This is a genomic window from Halogranum roseipondis, from assembly GCF_059695585.1.
This window is the reverse complement of the sequence record NZ_JBUEED010000007.1, coordinates 108,002-130,165: the sequence shown is the minus strand read 5'-3', so window position 1 is coordinate 130,165 and position 22,164 is coordinate 108,002. Positions and strand designations below refer to the sequence as shown.

Annotated in this window: 18 protein-coding genes and 3 pseudogenes; 6 read left to right on the top strand and 15 right to left on the bottom strand. The window is 55.7% G+C overall.

Features of this window, described 5'->3' with window-relative positions:
• Positions 1–50: 50 nt before the first annotated feature.
• Positions 51–167, bottom strand: a pseudogene (locus EOHIBHHM_RS22890) (DUF8025 family protein); the annotation flags it as partial.
• A gap of 187 nt (positions 168–354) precedes the next feature.
• Between EOHIBHHM_RS22890 and EOHIBHHM_RS22885 the strand changes: the two are divergent.
• Both EOHIBHHM_RS22885 and EOHIBHHM_RS22880 read left to right on the top strand, forming a co-directional pair.
• Positions 355–2,289, top strand: a complete 1,935-nt coding sequence (locus tag EOHIBHHM_RS22885; protein WP_497258738.1) for an aconitate hydratase — start codon at positions 355–357, stop codon at positions 2,287–2,289.
• Between the two features lie 284 nt (positions 2,290–2,573).
• On the top strand, positions 2,574–2,855 hold the full coding sequence (locus EOHIBHHM_RS22880; RefSeq protein WP_497258736.1) for an amphi-Trp domain-containing protein: 282 nt from the start codon (positions 2,574–2,576) through the stop codon (positions 2,853–2,855).
• An 88-nt stretch (positions 2,856–2,943) separates the two neighbouring features.
• Here the strand turns inward: EOHIBHHM_RS22880 and EOHIBHHM_RS22875 are convergent, their stop codons facing one another.
• The 5 genes from EOHIBHHM_RS22875 to EOHIBHHM_RS22855 all read right to left on the bottom strand — a co-directional run bounded on the left by EOHIBHHM_RS22875 (position 2,944) and on the right by EOHIBHHM_RS22855 (position 9,126).
• Entirely contained in the window at positions 2,944–3,999 is a 1,056-nt protein-coding gene (locus EOHIBHHM_RS22875) for a sodium:calcium antiporter (RefSeq protein WP_497258734.1), read from the bottom strand.
• Between the two features lie 263 nt (positions 4,000–4,262).
• A complete protein-coding gene (locus EOHIBHHM_RS22870; protein WP_497258732.1) occupies positions 4,263–5,486 on the bottom strand; it encodes a hypothetical protein in 1,224 nt (407 codons plus the stop codon).
• A 96-nt stretch (positions 5,487–5,582) separates the two neighbouring features.
• Positions 5,583–7,967, bottom strand: a complete 2,385-nt coding sequence (locus tag EOHIBHHM_RS22865) for a heavy metal translocating P-type ATPase (RefSeq protein ID WP_497258730.1) — start codon at positions 7,965–7,967, stop codon at positions 5,583–5,585.
• Between the two features lie 60 nt (positions 7,968–8,027).
• Complete coding sequence (locus EOHIBHHM_RS22860; protein ID WP_497258728.1) at positions 8,028–8,777, bottom strand: helix-turn-helix domain-containing protein; 750 nt, start codon at positions 8,775–8,777, stop codon at positions 8,028–8,030.
• Between the two features lie 64 nt (positions 8,778–8,841).
• Entirely contained in the window at positions 8,842–9,126 is a 285-nt protein-coding gene (locus EOHIBHHM_RS22855) for a DUF7967 family protein (protein WP_009378062.1), read from the bottom strand.
• 191 nt (positions 9,127–9,317) lie between these two features.
• Here EOHIBHHM_RS22855 and EOHIBHHM_RS22850 point away from each other — a divergent pair, with 191 nt between their 5' ends.
• Positions 9,318–9,974 carry a halocyanin domain-containing protein gene (locus EOHIBHHM_RS22850; RefSeq protein ID WP_497258831.1) on the top strand — a complete coding sequence of 219 codons (657 nt, stop codon included), beginning with the start codon at positions 9,318–9,320 and terminating at the stop codon, positions 9,972–9,974.
• Positions 9,975–10,054: 80 nt separating this feature from the next.
• Positions 10,055–10,793, top strand: a pseudogene (locus tag EOHIBHHM_RS22845) (DDE-type integrase/transposase/recombinase).
• A gap of 9 nt (positions 10,794–10,802) precedes the next feature.
• Here the strand turns inward: EOHIBHHM_RS22845 and EOHIBHHM_RS22840 are convergent.
• The 6 genes and pseudogenes from EOHIBHHM_RS22840 to EOHIBHHM_RS22815 all read right to left on the bottom strand — a co-directional run.
• Positions 10,803–12,161, bottom strand: a complete 1,359-nt coding sequence (locus EOHIBHHM_RS22840) for an arylsulfotransferase family protein (protein WP_497258726.1) — start codon at positions 12,159–12,161, stop codon at positions 10,803–10,805.
• A gap of 134 nt (positions 12,162–12,295) precedes the next feature.
• Positions 12,296–13,201, bottom strand: coding sequence for a cation diffusion facilitator family transporter (locus EOHIBHHM_RS22835; RefSeq protein WP_497258724.1), 906 nt, complete (start codon positions 13,199–13,201; stop codon positions 12,296–12,298).
• Positions 13,202–13,267: 66 nt separating this feature from the next.
• Complete coding sequence (locus EOHIBHHM_RS22830) at positions 13,268–14,728, bottom strand: arylsulfotransferase family protein (protein WP_497258722.1); 1,461 nt, start codon at positions 14,726–14,728, stop codon at positions 13,268–13,270.
• 239 nt (positions 14,729–14,967) lie between these two features.
• Entirely contained in the window at positions 14,968–16,257 is a 1,290-nt protein-coding gene (locus tag EOHIBHHM_RS22825) for a polysaccharide deacetylase family protein (RefSeq protein WP_497258720.1), read from the bottom strand.
• A 151-nt stretch (positions 16,258–16,408) separates the two neighbouring features.
• On the bottom strand, positions 16,409–16,792 hold the full coding sequence (locus EOHIBHHM_RS22820) for an outer membrane protein assembly factor BamB family protein (protein ID WP_497258718.1): 384 nt from the start codon (positions 16,790–16,792) through the stop codon (positions 16,409–16,411).
• 27 nt (positions 16,793–16,819) lie between these two features.
• A pseudogene (locus EOHIBHHM_RS22815) lies at positions 16,820–17,176 on the bottom strand (PQQ-binding-like beta-propeller repeat protein); the annotation flags it as partial.
• A 59-nt stretch (positions 17,177–17,235) separates the two neighbouring features.
• Between EOHIBHHM_RS22815 and EOHIBHHM_RS22810 the strand changes: the two are divergent.
• Positions 17,236–17,577, top strand: a complete 342-nt coding sequence (locus EOHIBHHM_RS22810; RefSeq protein ID WP_497258716.1) for a hypothetical protein — start codon at positions 17,236–17,238, stop codon at positions 17,575–17,577.
• 22 nt (positions 17,578–17,599) lie between these two features.
• Here EOHIBHHM_RS22810 and EOHIBHHM_RS22805 read toward each other — a convergent pair whose 3' ends face one another.
• From EOHIBHHM_RS22805 to EOHIBHHM_RS22795, 3 genes are all read right to left on the bottom strand, one after another.
• A complete protein-coding gene (locus tag EOHIBHHM_RS22805; RefSeq protein ID WP_497258714.1) occupies positions 17,600–18,421 on the bottom strand; it encodes an IS5 family transposase in 822 nt (273 codons plus the stop codon).
• A gap of 705 nt (positions 18,422–19,126) precedes the next feature.
• On the bottom strand, positions 19,127–19,603 hold the full coding sequence (locus EOHIBHHM_RS22800) for a hypothetical protein (RefSeq protein ID WP_497258712.1): 477 nt from the start codon (positions 19,601–19,603) through the stop codon (positions 19,127–19,129).
• A 75-nt stretch (positions 19,604–19,678) separates the two neighbouring features.
• Entirely contained in the window at positions 19,679–20,170 is a 492-nt protein-coding gene (locus EOHIBHHM_RS22795) for a DUF7471 family protein (protein ID WP_497258710.1), read from the bottom strand.
• Between the two features lie 259 nt (positions 20,171–20,429).
• Here EOHIBHHM_RS22795 and EOHIBHHM_RS22790 point away from each other — a divergent pair, with 259 nt between their 5' ends.
• Entirely contained in the window at positions 20,430–21,620 is a 1,191-nt protein-coding gene (locus tag EOHIBHHM_RS22790) for an ISH3 family transposase (protein ID WP_497258829.1), read from the top strand.
• Positions 21,621–22,164: the final 544 nt, after the last annotated feature.

The window sequence follows — 22,164 nt, the reverse complement described above, 5'->3', positions numbered from 1 at the left end:
TAATGCGCCGGCACCCATCGCCGGCGCTCAAAAAGTACTGACGACGCTGGCTAGACGTTCTCGAGTTCCGACTGGCAGTCTTCCTCCTCGACAGTGATCGTCAGGTCCCCAGTCTCGTAATCGGCCTCGAACTCAACCGAGAACGTATCCGAGTTGTAGGCGGCGTACACCTCGTTGCCGCCGTCGAAGAGTCCGTAATCGGCATCATCCGTCCTTGCCACCGGCTATGTCACGCTCCTACTTCAACGTGCAAAGGTGAGCAATCTTTCACATGCCTGGATAAATGATGGAATTCGCTGTATGGTGTGAGTGTGCGTCACAAGAACAAAGAGGACACGGGCTGTCTCTCCATCCATGCCTGGAACAGTAACCGAGAAACTCATCGATGACCATCTCGTCGACGGTCAGCTGAAGCCGGGCGAGGAGATTGCCCTGGAGATCGATCAGACGCTCACCCAAGACGCCACCGGGACGATGGTGATGCTCGAACTCGAGGCGATGAATGTCGAGCACCTCGAAAGCGAGCTCTCCGCACAGTACGTCGACCACAACCTCATCCAGGAGGACAACAAGAACCCGGACGACCACCTGTTTCTGAACAGTGCCTGCGAGAAGTGGGGTATCTGGTTCTCTCCCGCCGGGAACGGCGTCTCCCACCCCGTCCACCAAGAACGGTTCGGCGTGCCGGGCAAGACCCTGCTTGGCTCCGACTCACACACGCCGGCCGCGGGTGCGATGGGGATGCTCGCAATCGGCTCCGGTGGCCTCGACATCGCCATGGCGATGGCCGGCGAGCCCTACCACGTGAACGCACCGGAGGTCTGGGGTGTGGAGTTACGTGGGGAACTCCCCGACTGGTGCAGCGCCAAAGACGTCATCCTCGAAATGCTCCGTCGCCACGATGTCGACGGCGGCGTCGGACGTGTCATCGAGTACCACGGCTCCGGGCTGGATACGCTGACCGCGATGGACCGCCACGTGATCGCCAACATGGGCACCGAGCTGGGTGCCACCAGCACGGTGTTCCCGGCCGATGACGCCGTCAAACAGTTCCTCGCCCAGCAGGAGCGCGAGGACGAATTCCAGGAGTTACGGGCCGACGACGACGCCGAGTACCACGTAACCGAGACCATCCGGCTCGACGAGATCGAACCGTTGATCGCCAAACCATCCAGCCCCGGAAACGTCGTCCCGGTGACGGAGGTGGCGGGCGAGGACATCTACCAGGCCTACATCGGGTCCAGCGCGAACCCCGGACTCCGCGACTTCGCGGTGCCGGCGATGATCGTGAAGGGCGAGCGGGTCCCCCCCGAGGTCAGCTTCGACGTGAACCCCACCTCTCGGCAGATGCTTGAGAACCTGACCGAGATGGGGTATCTAGGCTCGTTGATCGCGAGTGGGGCTCGTATCCATCAGGCGGGCTGTAACGGCTGTATCGGGATGGGACAGGCGCCGGCCACCGGCCGGAACAGCCTGCGGACGGTCCCGCGGAACTTCCCCGGGCGCACCGGCACCCGCGAGGACAGCGTCTTCCTCTGCAGTCCGGAGACCGCGGCTGCGAGCGCGCTGGCCGGCGAGATCACGGACCCGCGCACCCTCGAGGAGACCCACGACATGGCGTACCCCGACTGGACCGAGCCCGAGGAGATCATCGTGGACGAGTCGGCGTTGAGCCCGCCCCCCGAGACCCCCGGCGGCGAGCTGGAGAAAGGACCCAACGTGAAGTCCCTCCCGACGTTCGAGCGCGTGCCGGACGCGATCACCGGTCCCGTGTTGATGAAGGTCGGCGACGACATCTCGACCGACGAGATCATGCCCGCCGGCTCGGAGGTGCTTCCCTACCGGTCGAACATCCCGAAAATCAGCGAGTGGGTGTTCGACCAGGTTGAGCAGGGGTTCTACAAGCGAGCAAACGAACAGGGCGCGCCGTGGATGGTTGTCGGCGGGTCGAACTACGGTCAGGGAAGTTCCCGCGAGCACGCAGCCCTCGCGCCGTATTACCTGGGGATGCGGGCCGCACTGGCGGTCAGCTACGCCCGAATCCACTGGCAGAACCTCGTGAACTTCGGCATCGTGCCGCTTGAGTTCACCGACCGCGCCGACTACGACGCCATCGAGCAGGGTGACACCCTCGAACTGCCCGCCGTGCGTGAGGAGCTACAGAACGGGCGAGAGGTCACCGTGCGCAACGCCACGCAGGACACGACATTTGCGGCCGCGCACAGTCTGAGCTTGCGCCAGGTTGAGATTGTGCTGCAAGGCGGGTTGATCGAGGACTTCAAGCAGTAAACCTCTCCGGCGCGATGAACTCATCAAGACGGTTCAAAATCTCGAGGACCACACTGTTACCGACCTTGTTTCCCTGTTTGACTAAGCAGTCGGGCCGGGGAGTATCACGAAGGAACGTGCACTTGTTAGTTCACGTGAGCCATAACTGATTCAGTTCGAGCGTTCAGCTTCCTACATCAGAACCACCGACCGGACAAGCCGCGCGAGACTAGTACGATGGCCAATTGGGAGTGGCTCTAGGTGTCCCCTCCGCTCTAAGACTGCCTCCGACGAAGTATTGGATGATGTCTGACGAAATTGAGGCTGAACAGCAACTGTCCCGGGCAGAGATCGCTGACTACTTCGAAGAACTCGCTGAGAAGCTCCGCGGTGATGACCCCGTTCCCGTCCCAGTCGGCTTCAAGACCTTCTTTGTTGATCCACCAACCACTGTCATCTTTGGAGCTGAAGTTGAAGACGAAGGTGAGGAAGTTGGTTCGGCGGAGCGGAATATCGAGTTCGAACTCAAATGGCAAACTCAAGAGGGAGACGCAGAACTGGAAGAGCTCTCAACAATTCGGCAGTAAGTATCCTCTTTTGCTACATATGAAGAAAATATACCATGTACTGATTTCATCATTCTTCGACCGAGATAGGGCGTTCGAGTCAGATTCTCTACCAGATATTCAGAACTCCGAATAGCATCACCCCGACATACCCGAGATAGACGAGGATGAACACAAGCACTTGCCATCGCGAGAAGCCAGATTCGTCTCGACTCCAGTAGAGAAATGCCGAATAGATGATCGGCATCACGGCGACAAACACGAGATTTACCCAGTACAGTTGGAAGTCGGTAATCGTCACGGTCACGAGCGCCAGTGGGACGAACGCGAGAGTCATTGTGACTGCATTATCCGTCAGCACTCCCGTCGCGCCAGATGTGACCTGTCCACTTCGTGTGACTGCCCATGTAGCAAACACTTCTGGCGTCGTACTCATCGTCCCGGTAATGAACAGTCCGGCGATGACGTTCGAAATGCCGAATAGCGATGCAAGATTTTCAGTGGCTCGGACGGTGAAATACGCGCCTACGGCGAGTGCCCCGAGGCCAGCGACTGCAAGTCCGATCTCTTTGGCTGACCACTCAACGGATTCGCCCTCCTGTCGGCCACGCACGAGTGCTTGACCAGCGTAGAGAAGGTAGGCGAGAAACATGATTGCCCCATCAACCGGTTGTAACCCACGCCAGGGCTCTGGAATCGTCAGTATGGCGACTAAGGTGATGATTCCGAGATAGGGGAGTGCTAACACCGTGACCGCACTTTGATCGACTTGTAGGAGCCGTTCGTGGCGATGTTGTGCGTGGTTCTGGTGCGTAATGGTGGAGTCCCCAGTAGAAGCTTGCCCTGACTCGCTAGTATCGTCCGATAGATTCCGTTTTCGTGTCGCTACATAGGCAACCGTCACCATGAGCGGAATTGAGATGATATTCGCACCGAGCATATTTCCAAGTCCAATACCGCTGACGCCTTGGATAGCGCTAACCGTGTTCGTCCCGACCTCGGGGCTGGCAGATGCGAGCCCAATCAGCGTTCCGCCAGCAATTGCTGTTATCCCCCACTGACGTCGCAGTTTCTTGAGCGGCTCAGTAAGCCTCTCTGCGCCCCAGTGTGCGACGAAAACCGCAGCGAGGAGTACGACGAACCAAAAGCCAATACGAAGAATCATGCTAAGCGAGCTTGCGAGGAGTAACTCTCTGGTAAACGCTGCTGGCTGGAATTTTGCCGCTCTTATACGTCAGGCATTTTCCTCGCGTGGCCACGCTCAGTCGCAGTATTGCTAATATTGGCATCACCGCGTTGGGCTGAGCACGACGATCTGGACGAGTGCTCTGATGACTATTCAGAGATTCATGCTTCCGCATTCTGATCAACGTCGCTGTGCATACGTACCGGGACGATCTGTGGAAGAATGGATTGAACTGCATACTATTATCCGCTGTTAGGGATAGGGCATCGATCTGCTGTTCGAAGGTTCCGCACTGAGTAGAGGTAACTTGCTGTGAGCAGGACAATGCTTCCAGCCAGGAATATCGACCCTATTGGCGAGGATGGATCGAGGAAGAGCCAATAGATAGGCATAGCAAGCGATGGGCCAATCAGGACGACAACTAATTCGGCCATCAGTGGCCCACAGCAGACGCAGACGTTCGGACCGGCAAGTGCCATTGCGCCGATTGAGCTTTGAGCTGATTGAGCTTTGATTTGATTCCTAAATTGATATGCTGCGGCGGCTGCATTTACCCCGACAAGAAGCGCGAAGACGAAAACGATGAGTCCCGTTCCCACCGATATCATCCCTGTCACGGGTATTTGTGGAACGAGATAGGTGATCGAAGGCCACAGCACTAATGGCTCAGCAATTGGTGCAGTATCAACCGAAAACGTCGAAAGCGCCCCGACTCCTTCGTCTGGAACAAACGAGAGCATAGTCGTGGAGAGCATGAAGAAGAGCGCCATCAACGTGCCAACGCCCATCCCAAATCGGCGAGCCACATCGTCTACCCAGAGTAAACGGAGCGTTTGCCGTCCATCTATCCAGAGTATGTATCCGACCAGAAGCGGCAAGCTTACGACCGTTAGATAACCCACAGGATGGGTGCTACCGTTCGAACCGCGGAAGATGGCTGGATAGGTGACCCAGAATCCTAATACCGTACCGAGCAGGGCATATCGTGGTTTATGAGGCCACTTGAACTGGCCAATGATCACACTCAGAACGATAATCGATGACCCAATAAAGAGTGAGAGAGGGAGATACCATTCGTGTGGAATCACCATTGACTTTGCAGAATACTCTTCAATCTGTGAGAGTTGCATGACTACTCCTCCCCCAACGACAACCACCACAAGTCCAGTAAAGACGCCAGCCAGTATGTGTGCCGGTTTTAGGAGATCAGTCCCTCGGGAAAAGCCGAGGAACGTTCCCACGATACCGACGCCACCGAGCAATATTGCGAGCCCATACCACTGCGGAAGCGACGGAGCATGTTCGCTACCATGTGCTGAGACGACCGGAAGCATGTTGATGGAGAGCGTACTAATAATCCCGAAAATTGAGATTCGTCTGATGAATTGAAGCACAGTCTGTTTTCGTTGTTGTGTAATCTGTTTTTCTGGTTCGTTCGGTTGTCTATACTTGACCCGACGCTTCATTACGAAGTCACGTCTGTTCCAGGTCATAAATGGGGGAACGCTTGAGCGTGCGAATGTCGACACCACCTTTTGGTTAATCCTTCTGGTACGCAATACTCAGGCTCCCGTCTCCTGATCTGCATCACTGCGTAGACTCTCGGGGACAATCCGTGAGAGCCGCATCGCGTTCCCGGTGACGCCGAGGCTCATCCCCATGTCGCCGACGACCACCGCCAGCGCGACGCTCACAAGTCCCAGCGGTACGCCGAGCGCGAGCAGGAACTTCACGCCGAGGCTTCCCCAGATGTTCTGCCGGATCACGTCGTTGGCCGTGTGCGACAGGTCGTACAGGTAGGGGAGCTTCCCGACGTCGTCGCCCATCAGCGCGATGTCCGCCGTCTCGAGCGCGGTGTCGGTGCCGGCCGCACCCATCGCGATACCGACGTCGGCGGTCGCCAGCGCGGGCGCGTCGTTGATGCCATCGCCGACCATCGCAACTTCGCCATACTCAGCCTGCAACTCCTCGACGGCGTCGACCTTCTCGTCCGGCAGGAGTTCGGCGCGGTATTCGTCGACGCCAACCTGCTCGGCGATGGCGCGGGCGGTTCCCTCGTTGTCGCCAGTCAGCATCACCACATGCTCCACGCCAAGCGCATGCAGGCGCTCGACGGCCCGCTTCGAGGCTGGGCGCACCTCGTCGGCGATAGCGATCGCGCCCAGCAGCTCCGACTCCGTGCCGACGATGACGACCGTCTTGCCCTCCCGCTCCAGCGCGGCGAGTGCGTCCTCAGCGAATGTTCGGTCACCGGTCTCAACCACATCCATCTCGGGAACGCCGCCGTCGGTTGCTGACCGGACTCGCGAGAGGTCGAACCCTATGTCCTCGAACAGTGCAGGCTTGCCCGCGTAGTACGTCTTGTCGCCGATCTCGCCGCGGATACCCTTACCCGTCAGGCTCTCGAAGTCCGTCGGGTCAGACAGCTCGTCCACGCCTGCCTTGTCGGCACGGGTGAGGATTGCGGCGGCGATGGGGTGTTCGCTCCGGCGCTCCAGTCCGGCGGCGTGACGGAGCAGCGTCGCCTCGTCGGTGTCACCGACCGGAACGACGTCGGTGACGGTGAGTTCGCCCTTCGTGAGCGTTCCTGTTTTGTCGAGGGCGACGGCGTCGACCTCGCCCATCGCTTCCAGGTAGTTACCGCCCTTGATCAGAACGCCGTTTTTCGCGGCGCTGGTAATACCTGATACCACCGAGACGGGCGTGGAGATGACGAACGCACACGGACACGCGATCACCAGCAGGGTAAGTCCACGAATGAACCACGTCTGCCAGCTTCCGCTGAAGGTGTGTGAGAAGCCGGCGAGACTGACAGTAGCGCCCCCGCCGATCAGTAGTGGCGGAAGCGCGGCGGTCAGAATCGCCAAGACGACGATCGTCGGCGTGTAGTACCCCGAGAACCGGTCGACGAACTGCTCCTTCTCGGTCTTTTTCTCCTGTGCGCCCTGCACCATCTCGATGATCTGTGAGAGGGTCGACTCGGAGGCGGGCGCAGTAGCCTCGAACTCAAGGTAGCCCTCCTCGTTGATACTGCCGGCATAAATCTCGTCGCCGACGCTCTTGTCGACGGGGACGCTCTCTCCGGTGATGGGGGACTCGTCGACTGCACTTCCGCCGTCGACGATGGTGCCGTCGAGCGGAATCTTCTCGCCGGGCCGGACGATCACCGTCTCGCCGACGTCAACCTCGTCTGCGGGGACGGTCACCTCCTCACCGTCGCGGCGGACGGTCGCCTCGTCGGGCGACAGCTCCATCAGTTCGCGGAGGGAGTCCCGGGCCCGGTCCATCGCGTAGTCTTCGAGCAACTCGGCGATGCTGAACAGGACGGCCAGTGTGGCGGCCTCGACGAAGTAGCCGATACCGGTGGCGGCGATGATGGCCGTTCCCATTAGCAGGTCGATGTCGAGGCTCAGATTCTTTGCCGAGTAGTAGCCTCCGCGAACGACCGGGTAGCCGCTGGTGACGATCGCGACGAGGAAGAGCCCGTCCGCAACGTGAAGGGGATAGTCGAGCACACTTGCGACGGCGAGGTTTTGCCCCGTGAGGACGAACTCGAAGAGCAGCCCGAGTGTGACGAACGCTGCGCCGATCCACGTCTTGATGGCGCGCGAACTTGTCCAGACTTCTGACGGGGGCGCAATCTCCAACTCGTCGTTTGATGACCCTTCTGCGCCGCCGCCGCTGACGACTTCGTAGCCGGCGTTCTCGATGGCCTGGACGACGTCGGCCTCGGTGACGCGGTCGGGGTCGTACGTGACGTTTGCCGTGCCGGTGGTCGGCTGGAGCGTGGCATCGACGACGCCGTCGACGCGCTGAAGGCTCTTGTCGACTTTCTGGGCACACGACGGACAGTCCATCTCGGGGACGGTGAGGCGGACGGACAGCTCCCGTCGCTGCCCGCCGCCGTTCGGCGGCCCCGCTGTATCCGCATCCGGATTCTCTGTCATCAATTCACGGTAGGAGCGGGAGTTCGATATGTCTTTGTTGGAATATTCCAAACCCGCGCGTTAGCGCGATGCCAGTCGTTCTTCCGTGACCCGCTCGCCGGCGACGTGCTGCTTCGCCAAGTGTTCCTCTGCCCGACGGAGTCGGTAGGTGAGCGTCGACCGGGGCACGTCGAGATGCTCGGCGAGCTCGCCGACGTCAACCTCGCGGGGTGACTCGTAGTAGCCGTGTTCGACGGCGGCCTGCAGAGCGGCCTCTTGGGCAGGAGGTAATCCACTCGGTGTTCCGTCGCTCCTCCCAGCTGCTGTCGTCGTGTCCGCTGTGCGGAGCATCTCCATCTGGGCACACTCCCCAACGGCGGCTTCGAGGGCGTCAAAGAACGCCGCTACGTCGCCTTCACCGGGGTGGATGAGCCGCCATGTGTAGTGGCGTCCCTCATGACGGGTATCGAACAGAACGCCGTCGCCGAGATGGTCGCGAGCGATATGGGGAACTGAGGCGCAGGCAGGAGTGCGCTCCCAGTCAGAGTAGAGAATAAGTGTTTCATCCGCGCGGTCGAGGATGCGGGTGGTCTGCGTGGCGCCGCAATCCTCAGTCGCCAGACAGTCGGCGTAGTAGTCGCCGGTGAGAAAGGCGTCCTCGATGGCATCAAGCGCCTCGGGGGTTCCGGTGGCGTGGTCGACCCGCCAGAGACGCTCGGCAGTGGCGTGCAGCGAGAGCGAGCGAACCCGGGCGTCGGAGTAGTCGGCGAGGGTGTCCGCCACCCTGTTGCACCCCGGTTCGTATTCGAGGGCGAAGACAAGTTCGCGCATACCGACGCGTAAGGGGCGGCTGGATATAACACGTGGGTCGGTGCTGCCCAGCGTTGATGTGGGATCAGATCGTGTCGTCGGGATCGTGTTCGTTCTGCATTCGCTGGGCCTCAGTGGCGTACTGTTCTCGGAGATCTGGATCGTCAACAGAACCGAGGTTATCAGGCACAGCTTCGACAGCGGCGGTTGTATCGCGCACGTCACCGAACGACGTGAGGGCTCGCTCTTTTCTGAAATAGTGCTTGCCATCGGGAGTCGCGTAGGTAAGGATGATCAGATTCTGTTCGTCGTCGGAGTACGTCCGTTCGACGAGCCAAACACGCACGCTCTCATCCGATTCTATCGCCATATAATCCCGGTCGTCTGCCACAGTGTTAAACGGTGGAGTCTCGGCGAGTAGTGTACTCCGCAGAAATTCTTGTATAACCACCGAATGCCGGTGATTCCGTCTTTCTGACGTATGAACATGCGCTTTTGCCGGTAGACAACCAATATGGTATAGTGACTCAACGATGGCATTCGCTGAATGGCTATTGGGAGATGGACTACAACTCCAACCTTGTCCATGGTATAATCCACGGGCCAGAGAGTAGCAATGCAGATGATATGCGCACTCGGCGGCAGTATCTTAACACGACGGCGGTCGGATTCGCTGGAATCGTTCTCGCTGGGTGTCTCGCCCCGACTGCTCGTCAGCCACAAAGTCAGCCAGGGCCAGGTCCGCAGCAATCCTCGCGAGGGGTGCAAGGTCCGCGTGGCAGTCAACAACCCCCGATGGGGCCACAAGGTACCGGCCGCGGATGGCGTCACTCTCCGATGGGACCGTACGGACCAGTGGGACCGCAAGGTACGACAGGGACACTAGAGCAGTGGTTCCTCAACGTCGAAAACTACGCCGGAGTCATCGATATGACTGGGCAGTCAATGGTCACAGTACAAGTTGGTGCTCCGGGTAACGGCGGCGACTTCGCATTTGAACCGCCCGCCATTCGTATTTCTCGTGGGACCACTGTTCGGTGGATGTGGACGGGTCGAGGTGGCACACACGACGTTGCGTTCGTTGATGGTGTTGCAAGCAGTCTGGTTGCGAACGCGGGGGTGAACTTCGAGCGACCTTTTAGCCAACTAGGAACATACTTGTACTACTGTACACCGCATCGGGCAATCGGGATGAAGGGCGCAGTCATCGTCATGTAGGTATCTAAAATAGCTAACAGGCACCGTCTAGATAAGGAACGAATCGGTCGAAGAGCTAGCGATCTCTACTACTCCCAACCCTGCTTACTGAGAGTTTTAGACACTGCGGCGGTTGAATGTTGGCAGCGGAAGCAGACGGCGACGTTAACGAGACGCTTCGTATCTCGTTCGCACACCTGACCCTCCGATTTCTGGGGACGCCTGCCAGGGCCTTCGCTGCCCGACTTCACGCTGCCGGTTTGTTGCTTAGATAGACAGAAGTGACTCTGCACCTTATCGGCGTAGAACGCTCGCTGCAGGCAATATCTCAGTAGGTACATCGATTGGCTGACAGCGTTGCAGGCCCGCCGAAAGCGGCGCTGAAGCGGGTCGCAGTTGACGAGACCACAGTCAATATCAATGGTGATGGTCTTGGTTGTATGGCACAATAGACTTCGACACAAAAGTGGTCCTCGACGTCGCGCTGTTCAAACGTCACGGGACTGATTCGGCGGCTGCGTTTCTCCATGTACTCTACGAGAAACACGACTGTTCAGAGACTGTGTTTTCACGAATCGCTCGGCTATCGGACTGTAATCTTTCGATTAGAGTTGAACGGTCGGTTCGACTACATACCGACATCAGATTGAAACGTAGTTTTCAGACGTTTAAAATGAGAGTCGACCATTTCCACAACTCGTGGTGGGCAGTCGGCTGAGTCTCCGCCAGTATATTGTAGCGTCGGTTCATTACTATAATTTTCACCGACCCCATCAATTGCTTGACGGTCGAACGCCAGCTCAGGAGTTAACTAGACAGTGCCGTGCACGGATATGGTGAAGAAGGGAATTATTTCACTTGTTGCATGGTTGATGAGAGTCGTTTGTAGATTCGACGTCGATGATATATCCCCTCACCCGAGGCCCACCCGAGTAGGATCATCCCAGCGAGAATAGTGCGGACAAAGTCCCACGACCCCATCCAAACCGGACGAATCCATGGTGTGATGTGCGCCCATCTGTCGGCAGCCCACGCTACTTCTGCATCAATCGGTGTTCGAGCAAATGTGTCTGTTAGCCACTCTGCAAACGTAGACTTGGTGCCGGTCTCGAGCGACACTGCAGCGCCTCCAGTTAGGGTAGCCGACCCAACCGCATTTTGTTGTTGGATTGTAGGCCCACTAGGTTCATCGCCCAACTGCATTCGCTCAGCATCGTATGTTCCCCACGGAGCATAGAACTCCCAGACTACCTCACCATTTGGGGTCACTTCCACTACACGATGGTTGAGCGTGTCTGTAATGAGTGTATTTCCGTTTGGTAATCGGTCAGCGTCACGGGGCCAGTTGAAATTCCCGGTAAGAGTCCACGTCCGTGTCCAGTTCCCCTCCTCCTTCGCGTATTCGACGATACGGTCGTTCTCGCTGTCAGCAACGAGCATCGTCGGTGTCGAATTTTCTCCTCGAAGGTATTGTGGATTGTGCTGTTCGTATAAAATCGAATGTTTTTCGTCTGCGCCGAGTTGTTGAGTCACTTCTTTGGTTGACCGATTTACGACGATTACTTGATCAAAATTTCGTGGAGAGGCAACATAGCGTCCCTCACCAATCTTATCCACATCGTTTACATGTGTCCAGTCATCTGTATATTTCCCCCCGCCACTCTCGTTGTACCCTCGGTTCTTGAACTTCCATTCCCAAATGATTTCCTCCTTCGAGAGATTGTAGAGAAGTAGTCGGTCGTTGTTTCTCCCAGTTGACTCGTTGTAGTTCCGCATATTAGCAACCAACAGTTGGTCACCATTGATGAGGTCTACGTCATGAGTATCATCCCAATCGAATGTTTTGGATAGCTCTGTCTCTTTTGTTTGCGGATTCCAAACTGAGACAACTGTTTTCTCCGGTTTCGTTCCGGTAATCAAGAGTGACCCGTTTTCGAGTGGGTCCACATCATAGAACCAGACAATACCATTATTGTTTCCTTCATAGACCCACTTTACGTCTCCGCTACCTCCGACTCCGACGAGTCGGGCCGGCTTTTTTCCGCTTTGCTGTCCGGCAATTTTGAATCCTTGAACCGAGATTACTGTGGTGCCATTTGCAGGGCTTTTTATTGTCCCTGACTGCAGGGTTGTTGGTTCGTTGGTGAATGCCGACACACCTGTTGGGACGAGTAGGGCCGTGACGACAAGTAAGACAATCCCGCGCATTATCCAGGATCGACTGTTATCTTGAAGCGGCAACTTCATAGTGTGATATTAAATTCTTGAACAGACTGTGGTGATAATTGTTTCCTTCATCTATCGATTCTCTTAGTGGACTCCTATCAGTGAGCGTGCGCTACTCAGTCCGCCTGATTAGTGGCGGTCTCATCGGATTCACTAAGTTCGATAGTTACGTGATCAACCCCGTGTTTGGTAAGTAGTTCATGGACTTGTGCTCGTGTTTCCCGGCGTTCTTCTAGCGATGTCGCCGTATCGATGAGACGGACGGTTCCGACTGTGAGTTGACTACATACCTGCCAGATGTGAAGGTCATTGACTCTTTCAACCCTCTTGAGCGAGGAAAGTTCATCCTTGAGTTCTCGTGAATCGATTGGACTTCGCTGGAGAAGTATCGATATGCTTTCTCGTAGAACTTTTCCAGCGGACCAAAGCACTAAGAGTGCGATGAGAACCGCTGCAATAGGATCTGCTACTGGAAGATTGAACCACGCAACAGCAACGGTTGAGATGATAACTGCGACTGATCCTCCAGCATCGCCAAGTAGATGATAGAACGCACCACGTTCGTTGAGACTCATTTCATCACCCTCGAGTAGATATACTGACCCAAGGTTGACCAATAGTCCACCAGTTGCGATAACAAGCGTGAACACTGGGTCGATCTTGACAGGATCGAGGAATCGTTGATAAGCTTCCCATACGATGTATCCGACCATCGGAATCAGGAAAACACCATTAAGGAACGCAGCGACTGGCTCAAGCCGGTGAAGACCATAAGACCACGACTGTCCTCCGTTAAAACGTTCTGCTGTGTAGCTCGCTCCAAATGCCATCACATATGCGAGCATATCAAACAGCATATGTAATGCATCACTGATGAGTGCAACAGAACCAAACAGGAGTCCTCCAGCCAATTCTATGACAAATCCGATGAAATTAACGGCAGCAACGAGCGCCAGTCGGCGCGTGCTTCTACCTGTACTTGTTGATCCACTAAGCCCGTCACCGTGGTTATGAGAAGCCATCGTTCGATATATCGAAACTTCAATCCGATTAGATAAAAGTCCGTTGGCAACGAGCCGACAGTGAACTTAGAACAGTGGGCGTCGCCAGTATAGCTCTGTGATTCCCCAGATAAGACCCGTCCCGACAAGAATCACTAATGCGAACAGTTCGACGATACCAATCCAAACGGGGGTGATATACATAAGCCCATTCAGGTATTTGCCCGGAATGAACTGCTTGACCAAAATCCAAAACTTCGCATCAATGTCACCCGTGTTGGACTTGATATCGGCTTGTGCAGCGCTCGAACCGCCTGCACTTTCGTCACCCGTCCCCAACCGTTCGGCTTCATACGGGAAGGCGACGTTTACACTCCAGACAACCTCTCCGTTTTCATCAATCTCGAAGACGCGGTTCCCATTGGAGTCAGTGACCAAGGTGTGATTGTTTGGCAGTCGATCAGCGTCGCGTGGCCACTGCATTCGTGCATCACGCCACACGAAAGACTGGTTCCAACTCCCGTTCTCTCGCTGATACTCTACGATTCGATTGTTTTCTGAATCGGCAACAAGTACGGCAGGTCCACCTTCCGTGGCTGGAATATAGTCTGGATTGTGTTGCTCATACAATATGTTGTAGTTGTCTTCTTCTCCCAGGGTCCAACTTTTTATCAATCCGGATTCATTCAAGAAGATAGCTCGATCTTGATTACGGGCACTTACCATGATTCGACCGTCTGAGACAACATTGACGTCATTAATGTGTGTCCAGTCTTCTGGATATGGACCACCCGTGTCTTTCGAGAACTCACTACTTGCATTCCACGTCCATTCGGTCCTATTCGTTTCCGTATTTACAACAAACACACGATCAAGATAGATGTCTGCGACGACGAGATGCGTCTCGTTGAGCCGATCTGCGTCGTGATACCGTGTCGCTTCTTTCCCAGGAGTAATCTCAGACCAGACGTCCGTTACTGCTCCCGTGGTGAGGTTAACTCGCTCAACTCCATTTTCTGTACACGCTCCGACTGACTGTTGAGCATTCAAATACTCTTCCCAGACACTTTCATTGACACCTCTTCGTTGTATGTTCCAGTTGGTCGGACATTTTTCACTCTCGAGGTGATCTGCATACATATACTCCACTGTGGCTCTCGTACCAGGCACGGGATCAACATCCCAGTATCGCGTGTGCGTATCGTTATAATAGAGGATCGACCCGTTTGCGTTGAACGCGACTAACTCTGCTCGTGCCCGTGGGCCTTCACTTTCTTGCCCACGCCAGGAATTTGAATCAGTAGCAACTACCGTGATGTTCTCACGTGGTGCAACAACCTGTTCTGTCTGTGATTTAACACCGTCCTTATTGAGGTTCTTCTCAAGGGTCGACTCTGACGCACCCGAGGCGTATCCAAACCCAACTGTAAGTACTGAACTTGCAATTAGAGCAACAAATAGTAGTCTCAACCCTTTCTTTTTCTTCATTAGCGACTGTTTGTGATAACCTTCAATATGACTTGTGGCTTCATTGTTATCAAAGCTCATAGCTGGTTACGAGATAGTCTCGCAACAGAGTCGGTAATTCATCACCTCCAAGCCATTACGGCATTAGTGTTGTAATAAATATCTCCGGCCAATTAATAACAAGTGGCTAGTTATACCCTGTGATATTAATAACTTTGGGCGGAAATCTGGGTGTGATTTATTAAAACACTCGTTCCGAAGGTTGACCTATAGGCGAGATATTTGAGGTGAAATGTGGTATTAATCCAATGTTCTGGATGTTATTTCTTGTCGATTAGTTGGGAGGGGGTGATGACATCGATATCCTTCTTTTCGACGTGATCTAAGATATTCATGAAGTCGTTGATTGAGGTGTCAGAATCCGATTGTCCGATACTATGGAAGTAGACCACTACAAGCTGGTTGAACGCCTCTGCAATGTTAAGCAGTCGCCTCACACCTTGTGGGTCCGTCCCCTGCACACGCGAGATAGTATACATTCCACTTGGTTCGATTGCATTATTCGGACATGCACCAAAACTGAAGCCTGTTTCGTATCCTACTTCTTTGAGGATCTCTACGGTTTCTGTACTCAGACGATTATATGGGGCAACGAAATGACGTGCCCCATTCGGGAAGCCCTTTAGTTCGAGATAGCGTTTCGCTCGTTTGAGTTCCTCACGTTGTTTTTCGGGAGAATAAGCGGGGAACGGCTTCGGTTGGTGAGGATGAGACATCATATCCCACCCTGCGTCACGCATTTCACGCATCTGGCCGGTTGTCAAGCGCCCTTCGCTATTGACCGTATCTGGAATGATGCTAACGGCACCAGGCCATCCACGCTCCTGGAGTTCCTTGAACGCAACATCGTATTGTGACGCTACGTTATCGTCGAAATGGAACATCACTGCTCCACGATCCGGTTTAGGAATCACCCGCAGATCGTCGATCCAGACCTTGATTGGTTCTCCTTCGGGTGTTAACACCATCAAGCGAAGTTCTTGTACCTCCTTCAAAATTGGATCCCCCTGACGACCGGTGTACCCGAGATCTATCCGTACCCATCCGTCCAGCTCTTTAACGAGAAATCGATTGCTGGCAAGCATATCGCTCCGGGCCGGAGCAATAACTTCAGCAGAAAACTTCCCTCGGGCCGGCTTTTCCATTTTCACCGCTATCGAGAGGTCATTCTTTGTAAGGTCGAGTCCATCCGGGAAGGATTTGAAAATCCCAGCAACATCTCCATTTTTGTTCTCTAACCGAAGAGACTGACTACCAGCATAGGGGTTCGAATCATCGGGCGAGATTGTCCCACCGATTGTCCCCCAGCGTGCATTCTCAAAGTCCTCAAAGTCTTCAACAAGCTCTCCACGTGAGTATGGAGCGTCTCGACTCTGTGGCGTTTTGGTCGATGTTTGTGTTTGGTTTTCAGAAGATATCTTAGTTGTAGTTTCAGTTGGTGAACTCTCCGTGTTACCAGTTGTCCCTGATCCACTACAGCCAGCAAGCGCTGCAACAGATGTTGTGCCGAGCGTGGCTAGAAGCTTACGACGGGTTGACGACTGTTTCATGTTGTGTACTCTCAACCACACCTACGAGTCGATGTGATGTTTCTATCTACTTACTAATTGTATAAAAAACACCACGAAACGCGTTGGGCACACTCATCCGGACGATTATCAGTCTGGGTTTCTTGATACCTATGGTTCCAGCTGAGATCCACTACGACCTATTACCCGAGAATGCTACGACGCGTCCATCGCCGTACGTCGCGAAAATCTCGGCAACGCCATCGCCGTCAACATCAGCGAGGGTTGGTTGTGTCAAGATCGGGACGTCCCGTTCGTAGGAATCGATTATCTCACCTGATTGTGGATCGACGAGGGAGACGATTCCGTTGTTGGTCACCGCAACGAGTTCTGGGTTCTTATCGCCATTGATGTCCCTCATACTCGGTGGAGGTGTCATCTGGACGTCCTCCGTCGTGAGTGTTGTCGTCCACTCGACCCTTCCATCACTCGCAGTGAGACTCCGGAGCTTGCCGTCGCGAGCGACTGCATAGACTTCGGGCTCGCCATCCCCATCACCGTCTCCGAAGGCATGCACGGCTGCGAATGCCTCGAAATCACGCTGTCATTGAATCTGCCCGGTTCGCCTATCGACGAGTGCGACGATTCCATCAGTCGTGGCGGCGACAACTTCGACTCCCGGGTCACCATCCGCTTGTCCGGTTGTCATCCACGTGATTGAGCTGTCGAAGGGGGTCGTTCGGTGCCACCGGATCGAGCCATTCTGCTCGAATATGTAGAGACTCCCGTTCCCTCCGAGTCCAACAACAAGTTCTGCGGAGTCGTCACCGTCGAAATCGGCGACCGTCGGTTGTCCCCGCGTATACGATGAGAGCTGTTTCGTCCAGATTGCGGTTCCATTCGGCCGTAACACGAAGACGGTCCCTCTCACGTCGACGACGATCACTTCGTTCGTGCCATCGCCAGTAAAATCGGTGACAAGAGGCTGTGTGTAGCCGTACGAATGCTGACGCGCTCGCTGTGCTCTATCGGCTCTTCGGTCGAGTTGCCCCGGTTCGCCTTAATGAACTGGAGATAGGTGAGTACGGACTCTCGGTCCGGTCACCGTGGCAGGCCTGTTCGAAACCAGCCCGGGACGGCGCACTCGTCGTATTTGTCATTGCGGCCGTCTACACGGTGAGTTTCGATGGCTTCACCAGTACGCCGGAGTATCAAACGCTACTATTCGGTCTTCGGAATCTCACGAACATGGGACCACGAGTGAGCATCGGGCTGTATCTCGTGGGACTGGTGTTGTTTGTCGGCGTGTTTGTCCTCGTCGCGAGTGTCTCGGAGCTCGTTACCGAAAAGACTGCTCTGTAGGATCGGTATACGGTGCTTGATTTCATGGATATCTCACGCTCCGCCGAAGGTTGTAGACGGTGCATTTGAGCACCATTTCACGGAGTTCAAGATGCCAGCTTCGCGCACGCACGGCTGCGCCGAGCGTGCGCTTGAGGCTTAAGAAGACGGTTTCGACCATCCAACGGCGGTTGTAGTGCATCGAACTCAGCCGTGCGTTGTGCGCAAGATCAAGCGAGGAGTAGATACGATGCTTGATGAGCGGACGAACTCCGTAGCTGCGGAGTTCGTCGCGGAACGGTTTGCCGTCGTACGCTCGGTCAGCGGCTAACGAGAGCAGGTCGCCCGCGTTCCGGCGGGCGACCTGCGGGCCAATCTTCGCGTCGTGTTTCTTTGTCGTCGTGCAGTGGACGTCGGTGACGTACAGCGTTTCGACGTCAACGAGAGCGGTGACTTTCAGCGACCGGACGCGGTAGTGCGCTCGTTGAGCGTAGTACCGCGAGGGCTGGTCGCGGTCAAAGCCAGTTGAGTCGATAGCGGCGTGTCCAGTGCGTTTCTCCGCCGAAGCGCGGAGAAACGCACGCCACGTCTTCGTCGAAATCTTCTCAAACCAATCGCGGAGCACCGTGTAGTGAGGCAACCGCGTGAGGCCAATTTCTTCGAGAACTCCCGGCATTTCTGAGAGAAAGTCGATCGTCTGGCGGTAGGACTTCCCAAACTCGATTCTCAGTGCATGAAGCGTGAGCATCGCCCAGTCGGCGAACCCGCCTCCCCCGACGGGGTCGGCGGGTTCGCCTGGGTTCTCGACAACTGTTTTAGCAGTAGCGACCGTAACACGCGTGAAGCGGCGGATTTCCGAACTCAAACCAATCTGCCGCTTCGCTTTCTACCGAGATAACGGAGTCGCAACGCCGCAGTCTAGCGATCCTACAGAGCAGAAAAGACCACATGGAAAGGAGCAGCACGGGCGTTTGCTCCCTCGGTATTACCAATCGCAGTCGCGTACGAAATCGCGCACAACTATCCCTTCGTCAGCCGAAATCTCGGGCAGCTCGTTACCGTTCTCGGCAAGTACGTCGTGACAACCCCTCCAACCATCTCGCCGCTTGGCTGGTTGTCGGTCCCAACGTTCTGGGGCTCGCAGGTGATACTGATCATCGGTGGGCACGTAATCGCAGTCGTCGCCTCTCACTACGCAATGCTCGACCGATATCTGACCACTCGGCAAGCGACCTATGCACACATTCCACTTACTGTGCTTATGATCGGCTACACAGTGCTCTCGCTCTGGATTATTTTTCGACCAGTTGTCTCCTAATCCAGTGTTGGGGAGTCAGACCACGAGCAGCTATTGTTGCTGGTCCATGGACGGTGCGAGAGTGAACAGTCGGGCCGATGCTCGGGCAAACGGTCGGTACTCCATCGTCGCCACGGTGCACCATGTGAGATGCAGTACCATCCAAACCACACAACAGCTGTTTCTGTCCACATTACATTCCACTCTCAGGAGCCTCGTCGTGAGATTCATTTGTCGCAAGCAGTTGAGAGGCTCCAGGGACTTGGTGGGTGATTACGGGTAGTTCGATGGAGGATCGTGAGAGAGGTCACTCCGGGGGGCCGCTCCACCTGCAATGTACCCTTCCACGGCGAAGAGAGCCATCAACAGGAGAATGAGCGGCACAATCAGCGTGTTTCCGGTATACAGCCACGAAAGTTGGCGTATCCCAATGGGGTAGGTAGCGAGGGCGTAGTTGATTCCCCACAATGCACTGTGGTCGGCACGCGGGATGACGTAACTCATACCGAACCAAAGAGTGACCCCGAAGAGCAATCCGCCGATGAGCCCGGTGAGGAGTCCATGTACGGCACGTGCTTGCCATCCCCCGCTCGTGAACCGTCCAGCAACGAACCCGCCGACCAGCCCAGTAGCGAGGGCGAGGACGATCCCAACCCACATGATCGCCCTCGGAAGCGAGACGAAATTAGCCGCCAGTATCACCAGAACCTCGGCCAGAACTCCCAGAGCAATCGCATCTCGACGTATCATTGTCTGTCAGGTCTTCGCACAGGGTAGGAAAACATGTTCTCTCTCGTCATCTAAAACCGTCCAGAGTCGTGCCAATCATCTGTCTGGCGTCTGTACAGACTGATTTGAGGTGTGGCTGGTTTCGAGATGGTCACGAGTATTTGTGTAGCGTGTCGGTTGCGTTCGAGCGTTGTAGACAGCAGCCAACAGAAACACAGCCATGAGTCCATCAAGCGCGTGTTCGATTAGGTGGTGTTGGCTGATTGGGATAACGTTCCCGAGAGCGAGGCTCCCAAGCACAGCCTTAACGATGAGCGTGCCGAGTGCAAGCACGACGAGGAGGTAGGAATGGGATTGCCGTCGAATGAAGGCGAGGATTCCGAGGCTCACCAGCACGACTGAGACAACCCCGCCCGAAACGAGCACCAGGAACAATGCCGTATCGATGGGCTGGAGGCTGGCTCCGATGTGGAGAGGGGTGCTGCTACAACTTGCTCCACACAGAGTGGAGAGCGAGGTGGGTGAGGACGAACCCAAGCCAGTACGCGTTTCAGGCTCGGCCAAGACGACGCCACTCCTTCTAATCATGCGGGTGTCTCCCGATATGGTGCATAGAGTGTACGCCACACGCCCTGTTCAATATATCCCTCGACGACACTGCAGGCACTGAATCTGTCACCGTTCCGATTCAGAACATAGTCTCGACAGGTTGTACACGTTTGCTCGCGCTCCCTGACTGTCGCTAGTTGTCCACTCTGGATCAAGAGACCAGTTGCTGACACGTAGTGATCAGAATGAAGCGACTGAATCAGGCGACTGATTCAGTCGCTGTCCGGATTTCTGTGTGATGAAGCTGCCTAAGCTCAAACGCATCCTCACAGATCCGGACGAGTTCCTTTCGAACGCCCAGTTGAAGTCTCTTAGCATGGAGTTACTCGAGCTGATACCGATGGAAGGAATCGAGGGCTCCGGCCTCGATTCCGAGGAGATCATGGAAGTCGTCTTACGGGCTGCTGTTGACACGACCTCTGTCAACGGCGTCACGACGAACACGAGCGACACACCGAACCGGAAGACGGTGATGGACTGGCTGCACACCCTGGAGAAAGAGTCGATGCTTGACGCTGTCAACGACATTCTCGCACTGGTGGCAATGACGGTTCTCGACCGCCAGAGGTCGAGAACCGTCTGCCTCGATTTTATGGACAACCCATTCCACGGGAACCCGGACGACGAAGACGAATTTCGACGGATGAAAGCCCGTGACGGGACGACGAAGTGTCATCGCTACTGCACAGCGTTCGTCCTTGCACAAGGGAAGCCACTGACGCTGGCGGTCGAACCGGTTGACGGCGATGACAGCAAGGCTGACGCGGTCGAGCGTGTGCTCGCCCGCGTCGAGACGTATCCGTTCGAGACCGAACGGATTCTCATGGACAGAGAAGCCTTCTCTGGCGAGTTGATTGGTGTCCTTCGGGAGACAGCGCCTCCAGTCTTTCCGGTCAAGACCGGGAAAGACTCGCTCCGCAAGAAACTTTCAGCGACAGCGTCGTACATGACCGAGGAGACGATCTGTGAAGGCAAAGCGCACGAACAGACGTATCCGTTAGCGGTTAACGTTACCTACCAGAACGGAGATCGCGGGAAGTCAGGGCTCAAACAGACGGGATACGCGGCGTACGGTCTGGAAGACCGCACGCCGCGGCAAGTCGCACAGGTCTACAACCACCGGTCACGGATTGAGAAGAGCTACGAGAAGTTTCGGGAAGCACGTGCTCTGACAACAACGCCATCGACGACAATTCGGCTGTTCTACGTGGGTGTCGGCTTCCTGTTAGAGCAGTTGTGGATCGTGGTGCAGTGGGCGGTGCTCGCCCGGCCACGACGTGGCGGGCGAGCACTTCCGGTAGCGTTCACGTTCAGCGATGGGTTTCTCCACGGGATCGAGCAGGTGTTAGACGACGAACTCGGCTGGAAGGAGAAGCATCGGACGAACGGGGAAGGACTGCCGCCAGGGTACGAACACGGACTCGGGTGAGCCGCCTCGCTTCGACCGAAGCGAGGCTGGCGGGGAGCAACAGCTGTCTTCTGAGAGCGGTTTGAGCGATGGCCACAGCGGAAAACAACCAGATCTGTGACTCTTCTCGCAGTCTCTGTAGTGCCAAAAGTGTCCTTCGTCTCGTTTCGGCGTTCTCACCATGTTAGACCAGCCTCTTGCTGCCGCCGCTATCGAGAGAGTGGACAACTAGCGACTGTAGAGGAGTAGTTCGCACCTGCCTTCGAGGTGAGCGTTTCAGGTGTGCATTTCGTTCCGCCTTGACTGGTCGTTGTTCGATACGCGGCTGGGACAGACTCTTGAAGTTCCTCCGGGCCAGATTGCCCGACACAGCCAGCACCGCTGACGAGCGACAAACTCTCGACCTGACGGAGTATCGTCCGGTGAGATATACGTCGACTCTTACTCATTACGATAGCCATTTGCGTGCCGCCCAAAACGAATTTTGGTCTAATTCTCGAACCAGCGCCACGTACTATAGTAGCTCGTGCAACTGGTCACTCATCCGACCGCACGACGGCATGCG

What these genes read in the sequence shown, in the direction of transcription:
- EOHIBHHM_RS22885 (WP_497258738.1), top strand. Translation starts at nt 355, where the DNA reads ATGCCTGGAACAGTAACCGAGAAACTCATCGATGACCATCTCGTCGAC.
- EOHIBHHM_RS22880 (WP_497258736.1), top strand. Translation starts at nt 2,574, where the DNA reads ATGTCTGACGAAATTGAGGCTGAACAGCAACTGTCCCGGGCAGAGATC.
- EOHIBHHM_RS22875 (WP_497258734.1), bottom strand. Translation starts at nt 3,999, where the DNA reads ATGATTCTTCGTATTGGCTTTTGGTTCGTCGTACTCCTCGCTGCGGTT.
- EOHIBHHM_RS22870 (WP_497258732.1), bottom strand. Translation starts at nt 5,486, where the DNA reads ATGAAGCGTCGGGTCAAGTATAGACAACCGAACGAACCAGAAAAACAG.
- EOHIBHHM_RS22865 (WP_497258730.1), bottom strand. Translation starts at nt 7,967, where the DNA reads ATGACAGAGAATCCGGATGCGGATACAGCGGGGCCGCCGAACGGCGGC.
- EOHIBHHM_RS22860 (WP_497258728.1), bottom strand. Translation starts at nt 8,777, where the DNA reads ATGCGCGAACTTGTCTTCGCCCTCGAATACGAACCGGGGTGCAACAGG.
- EOHIBHHM_RS22855 (WP_009378062.1), bottom strand. Translation starts at nt 9,126, where the DNA reads ATGGCGATAGAATCGGATGAGAGCGTGCGTGTTTGGCTCGTCGAACGG.
- EOHIBHHM_RS22850 (WP_497258831.1), top strand. Translation starts at nt 9,318, where the DNA reads ATGGACTACAACTCCAACCTTGTCCATGGTATAATCCACGGGCCAGAG.
- EOHIBHHM_RS22840 (WP_497258726.1), bottom strand. Translation starts at nt 12,161, where the DNA reads ATGCGCGGGATTGTCTTACTTGTCGTCACGGCCCTACTCGTCCCAACA.
- EOHIBHHM_RS22835 (WP_497258724.1), bottom strand. Translation starts at nt 13,201, where the DNA reads ATGGCTTCTCATAACCACGGTGACGGGCTTAGTGGATCAACAAGTACA.
- EOHIBHHM_RS22830 (WP_497258722.1), bottom strand. Translation starts at nt 14,728, where the DNA reads ATGAGCTTTGATAACAATGAAGCCACAAGTCATATTGAAGGTTATCAC.
- EOHIBHHM_RS22825 (WP_497258720.1), bottom strand. Translation starts at nt 16,257, where the DNA reads ATGAAACAGTCGTCAACCCGTCGTAAGCTTCTAGCCACGCTCGGCACA.
- EOHIBHHM_RS22800 (WP_497258712.1), bottom strand. Translation starts at nt 19,603, where the DNA reads ATGATACGTCGAGATGCGATTGCTCTGGGAGTTCTGGCCGAGGTTCTG.
- EOHIBHHM_RS22795 (WP_497258710.1), bottom strand. Translation starts at nt 20,170, where the DNA reads ATGATTAGAAGGAGTGGCGTCGTCTTGGCCGAGCCTGAAACGCGTACT.
- EOHIBHHM_RS22790 (WP_497258829.1), top strand. Translation starts at nt 20,430, where the DNA reads ATGAAGCTGCCTAAGCTCAAACGCATCCTCACAGATCCGGACGAGTTC.